Raw genomic sequence first — 13,820 nt, 5'->3', positions numbered from 1 at the left:
TCGAGTTCTAAAATATATTGATTCTGCTTAATAAATTATGGTGAGCGCGCAGGGATTCGAACCCTGGACCTACTGATTAAAAGTCAGTTGCTCTACCAGCTGAGCTACGCGCTCTCAAACAAGTCATCTCGCTTGCAGAAAGTGAGTGGAACATACGGTCGACTTTTCATTTGGTCAACACCTTTTGGGAAAAAATATTATTATTTATTCTAGTTATCAATATTTTTCTGTTTTTTCTTATCATCGCGTTTTTAATTTTTTTCCTTTTTGAGCTTGAATAAAAGGAATAAGTTAAACATAAAAAATGAATCCTAGTTTCCAAAATATGAAATAGTGAATATTTCAAAATTATGGGAAAAGTAAAAAATATATGTAAACACCGAAAACTGAATTAATTAATAATCAAGAAAATATCAAACAGTATACACTGTTATTTTATTTAGAGAATAAAGTACAATAGAAAATATATCCATTAAAAGTTATGGTTATCGTGTCACTTGTATAAAAATTATACGATTTGTTATTAAATGTAATACATTAACAATATTTTAATATAAATATAAAATAAATCATATACAATATATATTGTATATTAATAAACTTAAATAGCTATTATTTTTTATTTTACTTATAAAGTCAAAACAATATTTTTAAGTTTCTGATTTTATCTTATATTTATTTTTTTGATTGGAATAGTGAATGCTAACGTGTAAACAATATGAGTTACTTTTGTTCATTCACAACCATACGAAAGAAACTGGCATTCCTCCCTCTTTTGATGAAATGAAAACTGCATTGGGGCTTTCTTCAAAGTCTGGTATTCATAAACTTATTATAGCTTTAGAACAGCGAAGTTTTATACGACGTTTGCCAAATCGCGCCCGCGCAATTGAGATGATTCGTCTTCCCGATAAAATAACATTTAATCTTTCTTTAGCGCGTAAAATTTCTCCTAACATGATAAAGAAAAATAAAAGAGAAATATTAAAGAACTTCAACAATCTTGATAATCTTGAGGAAGAAGAGAGAAAAAATACCACTATTCCCATTATGGGACGCATTGCTACGGGGATACCTATCTCTGCTATATTGCAACAAACAAATATACTTTCCATACCACAAGATATGATTACCGACGGTGAACACTATGCTTTAGAAGTTAAAGATGATTCTATGATTGAAGCTGGTATTTTTGATAAAGATACTATAATTGTTAAACGTCAAGATACAGCAATATCAGGTGAAATTGTTGTTGCATGTATTGACCAAGAAGAAGCAACTTTAAAACGTTATCGACGCCAAGGAGCCTCTATTGTATTAGAAGCTGCAAATCCTTATTATGAAACACGTGTATACGGATCTGAGCGTATACAGATACAAGGAAAACTTATTGGACTTATTCGTAAATACTAAAATTTTTCAGCGCTTTTTATATATTCAATAAAAAAACTATTTAGTATTTTTTATTATATCATTTACATGAATAAAAAATATATATTGATAAAGAATTATAGAAAAAATAATTTTATAAGAAATTGTTTTGTATATGAATTCAATATAAAGAGTATTTTTACTTAATGAAGTACGATAGAAAATTTAATCTCATCAGTATAAAGTTGTAGAATTCATCATGGCAGTACCTCGTATTAGTTTTGTTTCTCTCGGATGCCCAAAAGCACTAGTAGATTCTGAGAGAATTATCACAAGACTCCGGTCTGAAGGTTATGAAATCACACATAAACATCAAGGTGCTGACCTTGTTATTGTGAATACATGTGGTTTTCTTGATTCTGCCCGTAGTGAATCATTAGCTAATATCGATAAAGCCCTTAAAGAAAATGCAAAAGTCATTGTAACTGGGTGTCTTGGTGCTGACCCTGAGGTCATTCGACAAGCACATCCTCATGTGTTGGCTATTACAAAACCACAAGCCTATGAAAGTGTTATACAAGCTGTTCATGCAGCAGTTCCTCCAGTTCATGATCCTTTTATTGATTTAGTTCCCTCGCAAGGTATTCGCTTAACTCCTCGCCATTATGCTTATTTAAAAATCTCTGAAGGATGTTCTAATCGATGTAGTTTTTGTATTATTCCTACTCTACGTGGTAATCTTACTTCACGTCCCATTAATGATGTACTTCGTGAAGCTGAGAAACTTGTACAGGCAGGTGTAAAAGAGCTTTTAGTTATCTCACAAGATACGAGTGCTTATGGTATTGATCTTAAATATCTCGAAAGACCTTGGAAAGATCGTACAATAAAAACAAAATTTTTTGATCTTTGTCGCGAACTAGGAGAGATGGGCATTTGGATACGTATGCATTATGTTTATCCTTATCCTCATGTTGATGAAATTATTGAACTTATGGCAGAAGGAAAAATTCTTCCTTATCTAGATATTCCTTTTCAACATGCATCACCAACCGTTCTACGCAATATGAAACGTCCTGCTTTTATGGAAAAAACAAACCGTAGAATTGAAAAATGGAGAGCAATTTGCCCAGATCTTACCTTACGATCAACATTTATTGTCGGTTTTCCAGGGGAAACAAACGAAGATTTCAATATACTTCTTGAATGGTTAGAAGAAGCAAAAATTGAACGTGCTGGCTGCTTTAAATATGAAGAAGTAAAAGGAGCAGCTGCAAATGATTTAGGGTTAGAAAAAATTTCTGAAGAAATCAAAGAAAACCGTTGGCATCGCTTTATGGCAAAACAACAACAAATCTCTACGCGCCTTTTAAAGAAAAAAGTCGGGAAAAGACTCAAAGTTCTTATTGATGAAAGTCAAGGAAAAAGTGCTAAAGGTCGTAGCCAATATGATGCTCCAGAAGTAGATGGTATTGTGCATATAACATCACGACTACCTAGACGTACTGGTGAATTTGTCACCGTAAAAATAGAACAATCAGATGCTTATGATCTTTATGGGATGGCAGTTTGAAATTACAAAAAAAACTGAGGATGAATATTGTTCTTATAAATTTTCAAAATTAAAAGCCTTTTTATCAAGTAAATGGCTTGGACGTACATTAGTTAAGGAACGAATCATGGTATCTTTACGTCCAGGCATCCTTCTCTCTATATCTTTGAGCATTTCTTTCATTGCATTGCGTTGTAAACCATCTTGACTACCACAGAGATTGCAAGGAATGATAGGAAATTGCATTGCTTGAGCAAATTTTTCCATATCTTCCTCGGCTGCATAAACAAGAGGACGCAAAACAAAAAGATCTCCTTCATCATTGATAAGCTTTCCAGGCATAGCTGTTAATCGTCCCCCATGAAACAAATTCATAAAAAACGTTTCTAAAACATCATCACGATGATGTCCTAGGACTAAGGCAGAACATCCCTCTTCACGTGCAATACGGTATAAATTACCACGCCGTAATCGAGAACAAAGCGAACAATATGTTTGTGCCTGTGATAATTTATCTGTAACAACAGAATAAGTATCTTGATATTCAATACGATATGGAATTTGATAAGAATTTAAAAAATCTGGCAAAATATGCTTCGGAAAATTTGGCTGTCCTTGATCAAGATTACATGCTAAAATTTCAACAGGTAAAAGACCACGCCATTTTAAATCTAAAAGAAGTGCCAGTAAACCATAAGAATCTTTTCCACCTGATAAAGCAATGAGCCATTTTTTTCCTGAAGAAAGCATCGAAAAGTCATCCAATGCTTGCCGCATGTGACGCAAAAGCCGTTTGCGTAATTTATTAAACTCTACAGTTGAGGGGGCCCCCCGAAATATTGGATGACAATCAACAATTTCTTCCGCTAAAGGATCAGTTCTCTCTATATTTTCCTCCATTGTCTGACATTTGACTGAAATCTTCTTCATAATACCATAATAATCCTGCACAATAAATAAACTGTTTTGCAAGAATTCCAGAGACAATAACAGACACAACACACTCCAAATTGAGGTTTCATTGATCTACTGAAAACACAAAAAATGGAGCTATATAGATAATGTTGTTATAGAATATAACAACGAATTCAATATAGCACCATTTACCAATAACCAACTTCTCGTCTCAGAGACTACAAAGCAAGACAATGTTTTTAGAATATATAAGAAAACGAAGAGAGAAATATCCCATAGAATTCAGCGAGAATAAAACTCAACAACCAAGTTAGGTTCCATTTGCACAGCATAAGGAACATCTGCAAAAGCAGGCACCCGAGTAAATGTTGCTTTCATCTGATTATGATCTGCTTCAATATATTCAGGCACATCACGCTCCGCTAACTGCACAGACTCCAAAACCAAAACAAGCTGTTTTGATTTTTCACGAACCTCAATAACATCACCTGGCTTACAACAGTATGATTGAATATTTGTACGCCGTCCATTCACTTTGATATGACCGTGATTAATAAACTGACGAGAAGCAAAAATCGTAGGCACAAATTTTGCACGATAGACAACTGCATCCAAACGTGATTCTAAAAGTCCTATAAGATTTTCACCCGTATCACCACGTCGACGAGCAGCTTCTTCATAAGTTTTACGGAATTGTTTTTCTGAAATATCACCGTAAAATCCTTTTAACTTCTGCTTAGCACGTAGCTGCACACCATAGTCAGACAGTTTTCCTTTACGGCGCTGTCCGTGTTGACCAGGACCATAATCACGGCGATTAACAGGAGACTTTGGACGACCCCAAATATTCTCTCCCATACGGCGGTCAATTTTATATTTTGTTGTTTCGCGTTTACTCATCGCATTTCCTTTAAAACAAAAAATTAAATCTCATAATGAGATCATAAGGAAACGCGCCCTCCTCTGCCCTCAAACATAAAGACTGACAGAATATCCTCAACATGTAATGCAAAGTTATCCACGGGACACGTTAATTGACGCCATTTCTTCAAAAGAAAAAGCTGAGATAACTTTATTGATCTTGTATTTCAAAATCAACTCTTTTCATCACATTTAAGCCAAATCCTTTTAACAAACTTTTTGTTGAAGAAGTGATATTTTGCGATGTAAACAATGCAAAATCTTCATGATCCTTGATGTTTTTTGAATATATTCTTTTAGGTAATAATGATTTGGTGTGTTTGGCTATAGCCTTTGCCGGATTAATCCATTTAACAGTCCATAAAGCTTGTTCACGAAATAAGTTAATCAAAAGAGGGTAATGAGTACAAGCTAAAACAATAATATCGGTATATTTGCCATCTTTCTCAACAAAACAGGGAAGGATTTCTTGGCGTATTTTTTTTAAATCAATAGGTTTTCCACGTATATAATCTTCAGCAAATCCAGCAAGTTTTTCACTTCCAACAAGCTGAACATGACATTGACCAGCAAAAGAGTTGATAAGTTCCTGCGTATAAGTACGCTTCACTGTTCCAGGAGTGGCTAATACTGAAATATAACCAGATTTTGTTTGTTCAGCTGCTGTTTTAATTGCAGGAACTGTCCCGACAAAAAGCATCTTGGGAAATTTTTGTCGTAAATTAGCCATCATCAGTGTTGAAACTGTATTGCAAGCGATTACACATAAAGCAGGATTATAGTGTGTTAAAAGATTTGTAAAAATCTTTAAAATACGATTTTTTAAAACGTTTTCTTCCCAACTGCCATAAGGAAAGCCAGCATTATCAGCAACATAAATAAATTGCCTATCAGGAATAAGAGTGCGCACTTCTCTCAACACTGTTAAACCACCAAGACCACTATCAAAAAAAAGAATAGGTTGCTCATCCATCCGTTTTCACACTTGTTGTTAACTTTTTACGATCACGACCTGCAGGTGCACCACTCCCCCGTGGAAATTTAGGTGAGAAATGATCCAATGAAGAGATTACCCCACGTAGCAAATAAACTTCAGACTCGCTAAAATTGGCACGTGTAAAAACAGAACGCAAATTTGCAAGCATCACTTCTTTGCGCTCTTGGGGTCTAAAATACCCACGAATATCTAAAGCATTTTCTAATTGAGATAAAAAACCATGAAACGTCGCTTTATTAGCTGGCTCCATTTCTGCTGTACGAAAAGCCGTATCACTCATCTCCTCCAAACCAGATTTCATCCATTCATAAGACATGAGCAAGACCGCTTGTGCAATATTGAGCGATGCAAAAGCAGGATTAACTGGAAAGGTGATGATTTCATCAACAAGACTTATTTCATTATTCTTTAGTCCCCACCGTTCTCTTCCAAATAAAATACCTGTTTTATGCCCAATATTTTCACGCTGACGTAAAATATTTGCTGCTTCAACAGCACTTTTTACAGTTTTAAAACCACATCTTTCACGTGCTGTTGTAGCAAAAACATAATGCAAATCTGCAATCGCATCACACAAACTATCAAAAATGACTGCATTATCAATGACATGATCTGCTTTACTCGCAGCAGCTCTGGCTTTTTCATTTGGAAATGCTTCTCGAGGTTTGACTAATCGAAGCTTAGAAAGCCCAAAATTTGCCATCGCCCTTGCGACCATACCAATATTTTCAGGCAACTGCGGTTCAACTAAAATAATAATTGGACCATTTGTTAAATTTTTATGTTTCCTATTGGTTCCAGCCATCAATCTTACCTAATTTCATGTAATATGCTCTTAATTACTATTTTTTGAACGTAACCTTCTTAAGAGAATACTGTGTAAAATAACCTTTGTAATAACAAATTATAGCCAATATTATTTTTTCATTCGGAGTTTATTATGAAGTAACAACTTTAAAAGAATTAACAACTTTAAAAGAATTAACAACTTTAAAAGAATTAACAATGGCATAAAAGATATTAATCATGAATAAGAAAAGCAAAAGATGCTAAGAGCTGTTATGTAAGTTTTTAACATCTTTGTGTATCAGCGATGCCTTTTATAAATATACTGCAACATTTACAGACCATAATCTGAGTTGAATTATGAAATTATAAATTCTAAGAAAGGAAAATGCTCTTTATTCCCAAACTTATTCCTGCAAAACTTATTCGTCGTTATAAACGCTTTCTTGCTGACGTTAAACAAGACAATCAACATGTCTTTACCGTATCAGTCCCCAATACAGGATCGATGCTTGGATTAACAACTCCTAACTCCAATATTTGGCTTTCATATCATAATCATTCCAAGCGAAAATATGCATATCAATTAGAAATTGTTGAAGCAAATAACACGTTGATTGGTATTAATACGACTTTGCCTAACAAACTGGCATTAGAAGCGATTCAAAATGGATTATTACCCGAACTAAGCGAATACAAAACAATCTTGAAGGAACAATGTTATGGTATGCGATCACGAATTGACTTTCTTCTGCGTGATGATACTCTCCCTGATTGTTACTTAGAAGTCAAAAATGTCCATTTCATTCGTCAGAAAGGATTAGCAGAATTTCCTGATACTGAAACAGAACGTGGCACACGTCATCTTGAAGAGCTTATAAAAATCGTGCAACAAGGAAAACGAGCGGTTATGCTTTATATAATTCAACGGGAAGATTGCCTAGCTTTTTCAGTCTGCCACGACCTCGATCCAGCCTATGGGCGTAAATTTAATTTAGCATTAGAATCGGGAGTAGAGTTTTATGCTGTAAAATGCCACGTAAGTATAAAAGGTATTTTTCCGGTTCATCGAGTAAAAATAGAAAACAGAAAAAGTAATGACTGATTATATTGAATATAATAAAATACCCTTAAAATTTAACGGACAGATCCGCATTTTTGATGAACACGCTTTTTCTAAAATGCGTGAAGTTGGTCGCATTGCTGCAGAATGCCTTGATGCACTTACTAATGTTATTAAACCTGGTGTCACGACACAAGAAATTGATGATTTTGTATTTATTTTTGGTGCCAAACGTGGTGTACTTCCGGCTGACTTGAATTACCATGGATACGGACATTCATGCTGTACATCTATCAATCACGTTGTGTGTCACGGTATTCCCAATAAAAGGCCCCTACAAGAAGGCGATATTGTGAATGTTGATGTAACTTTTATTCTCGATGGTTGGCATGGAGATTCAAGCCGCATGTATCCTGTTGGAAAAATCAGACGTGCTGCAGAACGACTATTAAAAATAACGCATGAAAGTCTTATGAGAGGAATTGCTGCCGTCAAACCAGGTGCAACTACGGGCGATATCGGTGCAGCTATTCAACACTATGCAGAATCGGAACGGTGCTCAATTGTAAGAGATTTTTGTGGACATGGAATCGGTCAGCTTTTCCATGATGCCCCCAATATTCTACATTATGGAACTCCTGGACAAGGGATAGAATTAAAACAAGGTATGATGTTTACAATCGAACCAATGATTAACCTTGGAAAACCACAGGTTAAAATTCTATCTGATGGGTGGACTGCTGTTACACGTGATCGATCTCTTACTGCTCAGTATGAACATACAATTGGTGTAACAAATGAAGGGTGTGAAATTTTTACACAATCTCCTAAAAATATTTTTTATATTCCAAACTCATGTGCCTAGATCATGTTCCTAAATAAATGTAGAAATATCATGGTTAAAAAGATAAATAAAAATGGAGACATTCAAAGCAACCATTTTGCATCAACATTAGACTCCCCGCTTAGTTCAATAACAGAATTCAAAAATACAAAACTTCAAAAAAAATCACAAACACATAAACATTATCAAGGACATCGTGAACGTCTCCGTAAACGCTATTTAAAATCAAAAGGAAATGCAATTGAAGATTATGAATACCTAGAGCTATTGCTTTTTCGAACAATTCCACGAGCAAATACAAAACCAATAGCGAAGAACTTAATAGCACGTTTTGGCTCATTAGCAGATGTATTGGGCGCTGATATTCATCTACTTCAAGAAGTTCAAGGTTGTGGTCCAGCCACTGCTGTAGATTTAAAAATTATTTCAGATGTTGTCGGACGCGTTACTCGTGCTGAATTATTTAAACGAGATATCTTTTCATCATGGGATAAAGTACTAGCTTATTGCAAAGCAGTCATGGCTCACGAAACACGCGAACAATTTCGTGTCTTATTTCTTGATAAGAAAAATGGTTTGCTTGCCGATGAAGTACAACAAACTGGTACCATTGATCATACTCCTGTCTATCCACGTGAAGTAATCTCTCGAGCTTTAGAATTATCAGCGTCTGGGCTTATCTTAGTGCATAATCACCCTTCTGGTAATTCAACACCCTCTCAAGCAGATATAACCATGACATATAGATTAAAAGATGCAGCAAACGCACTAGGCATTATTATTCATGACCATCTTATTATCGCACGAAATGGGCACACAAGTTTTAAAGCATTAAAACTCATATAATCTGATTAAATGGAGAAAACTTCGTTTAACGATTCACAATAAATTAAGCTTCTAAATCAACATCTAATATGGCCATTGAAAAATTATATGATAGCTCACCCTCATCTTCATCTCGGTAGATAATACCTAAAAATTCATCGCCAATATAAACCTCACAAGAATCATCTTTTTTAGGCCGTGCTTTTACTTGCAATGCTGAATTTTGGAATGTTTTTTTTAAATAACTATCGAGTTTTTTTATTTCATCAGCATTCACTATGCTCTCCTGTTTTTTTTGAGACTATTCAATTAAATTCTGTTCAGCAAATAAGTCTTACGATTATGTAAAGACAGTAAAAAATCTTATTCTCAATCTTCACTTAATATTACCTATACTCAAAACAGCGCTATCTGCATACATTTACTGAATGCCTTTTACAAAATGGTTAAAATAACCCATCATTAGTAAATATACTCATATAGATTTAAAAGTAAAAAAATGGGTAGAAGATCGTAAATTTTTAATAAAATTTACCTTATCACTCATTTTACCAATCTCCTTTACGAACATATTCTGACAAAACATTGATCAATCGCTAATTTTTTTTATCTTCTATCCCAAAATAGATTTTTATAAATTAAAAAACATTTCTATTTTTTAGATTTGCTGAATTTGCCATAAATTCCCATTGTGTATTAAAAAATAATTCTCTTTAATGATTTTCAGAATTTATTTAACCTATGGAAAAAACTATACTCTTACACAAAATTAACTAAATTTTATCGCTATTTCTCTTTTCTTTCTAAAGAGAAAACTTGCATTTCAACAGTCGGACTTCTGAATAAGCTTTGTATCTTATCCAAAATAAAAATATTTAATATTTCTTAAAATACGATAATCTATGCATCATTTTTACATGAGTGGATGACGAGAAAGAAAATCTATAACACCTTTTTTATAGACTTTATCTCCCACCGCTAGCATATGATTTCGATCGGGAATTGATAATGCTTCACCGCAAGGCAATATAGCTGCTAATGGTTCTGCTTCACCGCTAATTTCATCTAATGAACCAACAGCAACAAGCGCTGGTTGTTTAATTTTATAAACCTCAGATGCTGTTAACTCTTGTTTTGATGTAACAATACAAGCAGCAAGTGCTCGTTTATCACTTTTAGTTTGGTCTGCAAATTTACGAAACATCAAACCACGCGGATTGGTAATTGTCGAAATATCTTCTGCTAAAAGAGCCTCAGAAACCGGTTCCCAATTTCCTGCACCAGTTATCATACCAATACCTAATCCGCCAAAAATAACGCTATGCACATATGTTGGATATAAAAGAGCCATAAATGCACTAATCCGTGCTCCCATAGAATATCCCATAACATGCGCTTTAGATAATCCCAAATGTTCCAATAATTTTACAGCATCGCCGGCCATAGCCTGAGGCATATAAAAAGCAGGATTATAACTTTTAACTGAATCTCCATGTCCGCGATTATCAAGAGCAATAACACGATATCCCGCTTCTGTAAGAGTACGAAACCAACCCGTTGCATGCCAATTTACACGTGCAGAAGACCCAAAACCATGAATCAATAAAATAGGTGTGCCTTGCCCTTCTTCTCGATAAGCAAAGCGCAGACCATCATATTCAAAAAAACAAATATCTTCTGCTATCATATTTTATTACCTTTACATTCCCCACAAATAGCAGGATGAATGACATGTTGTCCCTTCTCTATCTTTTTTTCAAAAACTTCGCCCGCATTAACTTCAAGCGCAAAAATTGCAGGAACTTCCGATGAAATAATATCCGTTGAAAATGGAGAAGTATTTTCAATAATTGATACAATGATTCCTTCGTTGTTTAAAAAAATCATATCTAAAGGTAAAGGCGTATTTGCCATCCACATAAAAAACTTTTGCTTATCTTTTAATTGATCCCCTATCTGGTTTTTAAAGAGCATTGCATGATTTTTGGGAAAGTCAGTACGATACATCAAACCAGCTCTCGTCTGGGATGGTGTAGAAGCAATTTCTACACTGTAAGAAACCACACCTTGTTTTGTTTTTATCTCTAAAAGGACTGGATGTATAGGGATCTCTATTGGTTTATTTTCTCCAGCCATATTCACTTCTGACATAAGAAATGATGCCAATACAATAATGAGCCACTTTTTAAAAGACGTTAACATTTTTATCTCCATTACAGACAGCTCTTTGAATGTTGCACAAATAAAAAATACCAGACATTAAAAAAATGTCATATTTTCATTGCTTACAATACAGTATTGGCAATTGAATTTATTCAAATACAGCTTTATAGAGATATTTTCTTTCGGATACGTTGATTTTATAGCTCTCTCTCTCTCTGCGCAACAACATTTCATTAAAACACAAAATCATGTAGCTACAAGATTACAGCCTAATGCGTAGCAAACGGAACTCCAATATCAGGATAAATTTCCGCTGTCATCAAACCTTTTTCTCCCTTACCAAAACGGACAAGAACAACCTGACCAGAACGAAGTTCCGCTAAACCAAAACGACGTAATGTTTCCATATGGATAAAAATATCCTCTGTTCCTTGCCCGCGACTAAGAAAACCAAATCCCTTATCACGATTAAACCATTTAACAATTGCGCGCTCTAAACCACTTTCTGGTGTCACAACAACATGTGTACGAGCTGGAATTTCCGACGGATGAACTGCTGAAGAACAGTCTATGGATTTTACCTGAACGCACTTTAATCCTCGTTCAGTTTTTTCTACAGCACAGACGATTTGAGCCCCTTCCAAAGCTGTTTGAAAACCATCTCTCCGCATCACAGTAACGTGCAATAATATATCAGGGGAATTAGGCAAATCAGGTACAATAAACCCATACCCCTTACTACTATCAAACCACTTAATGACACCACTGATTTCGATAATTTCACCACAAGAACCTATCTTGTTCTCAGATGGGGAGTAATCTTTTAATGCATCCTTACTTGTCATAATAAAACGTGACCCTGTAGCTCTAAATTGTACGAAATTGATTCTCTAAACCTAAGTAAACATTGCTCTTGTATCAACACGCAAGCCCCAAGATAAGATTTCCCCATATTGTCGTTCACCCCATGATTAATATCAACATGGTTCTATGTTAATATCAGTATGGATATTTATACAAAGTGTTTGATTGTCTGTTTCAGATACCTTACAAAAAGCGATACACAAAAATTTTTTACGCAATGATATTTTCATTTAATGAGTAACTTGCATGATGAAGAAGTTCAAGATAAAGTGCGGAAATTACAACCCCAACTAAGGAAAATGCGCAATGCAATTGAAGAAAATCCTCATTACAGTCGCAGCTGCCATGGCATTTGTAACAAATGTTCATGCAAATGAACCTATCAAAATAGGCGTTTACCTTCCGTTGAGTGGTCAAAATGCATTTGGAGGACAGCTTGAGATTAGAGGTATAGAATTGGCACACAAAAAAGTTCCAGAAATATTAGGACGTAAAGTGGAACTCATTATTATCGATAATAAATCTGATAAAGTAGAAGCTGCCAATGCTGTTATGCGTTTAACTGCGAGTGAAAAGGTCAATGGAATTATCGGAAGTTATGGCTCTTCACTCTCATTGGCTGGCGGAGAAATATCGGAAAAAGCAAAGACTCCAAGCATTGCAACATCTTCAACAAGTCCACTTGTTACACAGGGTAAAAAATATTATTTTCGTACATGCTACATTGATTCCTACCAAGGCATAGGAATTGCGACTTATATCAGCCAGACTTTGCATGCCAAAAAAGTCGCTATTCTTAAAGATGTATCAAGTGATTACGCAATTGGCCTTTCGAGTTATTTTGTGCGTGCTTTTAAAAAATTAGGTGGTGAAGTTATAGCAAATTTAAACTATAATTCTGGAGATCAAGATTTTTCAGCTGTTCTCACGCAGATCATAGCCAAAGAGCCTGATATTTTATTTATTCCGTCCTATTTTTCTGAAGGTGCTATCATCATTAAACAAGCCCGTGAGCTAGGTGCAAAGTTTCGAATTATGGGGGGAGATGCTATGGATAATCCGGAAACAATTACAATTGCGGGAAAAGCTGCAGAAGGTTTCTTACATACAACGCTTCCCTACAGTGAAGATATGCCAAATATGTCAGAATCTGCACGAGAATTCACAAATGAATGGAAAGCTGTGTATCCTGATAAAGAGCCAAATATCAATTCTGTTCTAGGGTACACGAGTTATATGATGTTTATGGAAGCTATCAAAAATGCAGGCAGTGCTGATCGTGAGAAAATTACTATTGCATTAAGCAAATTAAAAGATTTTCAAACTCCCTTTGGTGGCATGACTATGGATGAAAATCATAATCCTAAAATCCCTATTGGTATAATTGAAATAAAGGGTGGAAAACGTGTCTATTTAGATGAAGTCAAACCTGCTTTTTAGGAAATTAGAGTTTTCTAATCAAAATACAAGAATTGGTTGAGGATTTTTTCCTCAACTAAAATGTGAGGATCTTTTATTT

At 34.8% G+C, this 13,820-nt stretch carries 14 protein-coding genes and 1 tRNA gene; 6 read left to right on the top strand and 9 right to left on the bottom strand.

The genetic code is table 11. The annotated features are described in order from the left end of the window. Positions 1-38: 38 nt before the first annotated feature. Positions 39-114: transfer RNA gene (locus tag ABID39_RS03460), tRNA-Lys, on the bottom strand. Positions 115-699: 585 nt separating this feature from the next. On the opposite strand from ABID39_RS03460, the gene lexA reads away from it, so the two are divergent. Both lexA and rimO read left to right on the top strand, forming a co-directional pair. Further along, entirely contained in the window at positions 700-1,413 is a 714-nt protein-coding gene (lexA, locus tag ABID39_RS03455) for a transcriptional repressor LexA (RefSeq protein WP_354186071.1), read from the top strand. Between the two features lie 217 nt (positions 1,414-1,630). Further along, the gene (rimO, locus tag ABID39_RS03450; RefSeq protein ID WP_354186069.1) at positions 1,631-2,944 is read left to right on the top strand and encodes a 30S ribosomal protein S12 methylthiotransferase RimO; all 1,314 of its coding nucleotides are present in this window, start codon (positions 1,631-1,633) and stop codon (positions 2,942-2,944) included. A 33-nt stretch (positions 2,945-2,977) separates the two neighbouring features. Here rimO and ttcA read toward each other — a convergent pair whose 3' ends face one another. The 4 genes from ttcA to ABID39_RS03430 form a co-directional block, all read right to left on the bottom strand. Continuing rightward, on the bottom strand, positions 2,978-3,853 hold the full coding sequence (ttcA, locus tag ABID39_RS03445) for a tRNA 2-thiocytidine(32) synthetase TtcA (RefSeq protein ID WP_354186067.1): 876 nt from the start codon (positions 3,851-3,853) through the stop codon (positions 2,978-2,980). Positions 3,854-4,120: 267 nt separating this feature from the next. Next, a complete protein-coding gene (gene rpsD / locus ABID39_RS03440; RefSeq protein ID WP_354186065.1) occupies positions 4,121-4,738 on the bottom strand; it encodes a 30S ribosomal protein S4 in 618 nt (205 codons plus the stop codon). 172 nt (positions 4,739-4,910) lie between these two features. Continuing rightward, entirely contained in the window at positions 4,911-5,732 is an 822-nt protein-coding gene (gene murI / locus ABID39_RS03435; RefSeq protein WP_354186063.1) for a glutamate racemase, read from the bottom strand. Continuing rightward, a complete protein-coding gene (locus ABID39_RS03430; protein WP_354186061.1) occupies positions 5,725-6,561 on the bottom strand; it encodes an RNA methyltransferase in 837 nt (278 codons plus the stop codon). Before ABID39_RS03430 ends, murI begins: the two co-directional genes overlap by 8 nt. 369 nt (positions 6,562-6,930) lie before the next feature. Here ABID39_RS03430 and sfsA point away from each other — a divergent pair, with 369 nt between their 5' ends. From sfsA to radC, 3 genes are read left to right on the top strand one after another with little or no spacing between them, the layout of a single operon-like run. Next, positions 6,931-7,647, top strand: a complete 717-nt coding sequence (gene sfsA, locus ABID39_RS03425; RefSeq protein ID WP_354186059.1) for a DNA/RNA nuclease SfsA — start codon at positions 6,931-6,933, stop codon at positions 7,645-7,647. Then, positions 7,640-8,470 carry a type I methionyl aminopeptidase gene (gene map, locus ABID39_RS03420; RefSeq protein ID WP_354186056.1) on the top strand — a complete coding sequence of 277 codons (831 nt, stop codon included), beginning with the start codon at positions 7,640-7,642 and terminating at the stop codon, positions 8,468-8,470. The genes sfsA and map overlap by 8 nt, the downstream gene beginning before the upstream one ends. Before the next feature lie 30 nt (positions 8,471-8,500). After that, on the top strand, positions 8,501-9,295 hold the full coding sequence (gene radC / locus ABID39_RS03415; protein WP_354186054.1) for a RadC family protein: 795 nt from the start codon (positions 8,501-8,503) through the stop codon (positions 9,293-9,295). 43 nt (positions 9,296-9,338) lie between these two features. On the opposite strand, the gene ABID39_RS03410 is transcribed toward radC, so the two are convergent. The 4 genes from ABID39_RS03410 to ABID39_RS03395 form a co-directional block, all read right to left on the bottom strand. Then, a complete protein-coding gene (locus ABID39_RS03410; RefSeq protein WP_354186052.1) occupies positions 9,339-9,551 on the bottom strand; it encodes a DUF3126 family protein in 213 nt (70 codons plus the stop codon). Positions 9,552-10,187: 636 nt separating this feature from the next. Further along, positions 10,188-10,961, bottom strand: a complete 774-nt coding sequence (locus ABID39_RS03405) for an alpha/beta fold hydrolase (protein ID WP_354186050.1) — start codon at positions 10,959-10,961, stop codon at positions 10,188-10,190. Continuing rightward, positions 10,958-11,476: a DUF192 domain-containing protein gene (locus tag ABID39_RS03400; protein ID WP_354186048.1), complete on the bottom strand. Its 519-nt coding sequence runs from the start codon at positions 11,474-11,476 to the stop codon at positions 10,958-10,960. Before ABID39_RS03400 ends, ABID39_RS03405 begins: the two co-directional genes overlap by 4 nt. Before the next feature lie 230 nt (positions 11,477-11,706). Beyond that, positions 11,707-12,282 carry a cold-shock protein gene (locus ABID39_RS03395; RefSeq protein ID WP_354186046.1) on the bottom strand — a complete coding sequence of 192 codons (576 nt, stop codon included), beginning with the start codon at positions 12,280-12,282 and terminating at the stop codon, positions 11,707-11,709. Between the two features lie 325 nt (positions 12,283-12,607). On the opposite strand from ABID39_RS03395, the gene ABID39_RS03390 reads away from it, so the two are divergent. After that, positions 12,608-13,741, top strand: a complete 1,134-nt coding sequence (locus tag ABID39_RS03390) for an ABC transporter substrate-binding protein (RefSeq protein WP_354186044.1) — start codon at positions 12,608-12,610, stop codon at positions 13,739-13,741. Positions 13,742-13,820 lie beyond the last annotated feature (79 nt).

Source organism: Bartonella japonica (assembly GCF_040545385.1).
GTDB lineage: Bacteria > Pseudomonadota > Alphaproteobacteria > Rhizobiales > Rhizobiaceae > Bartonella > Bartonella japonica.
This window is presented reverse-complemented; position numbering and strand designations above follow the sequence as displayed.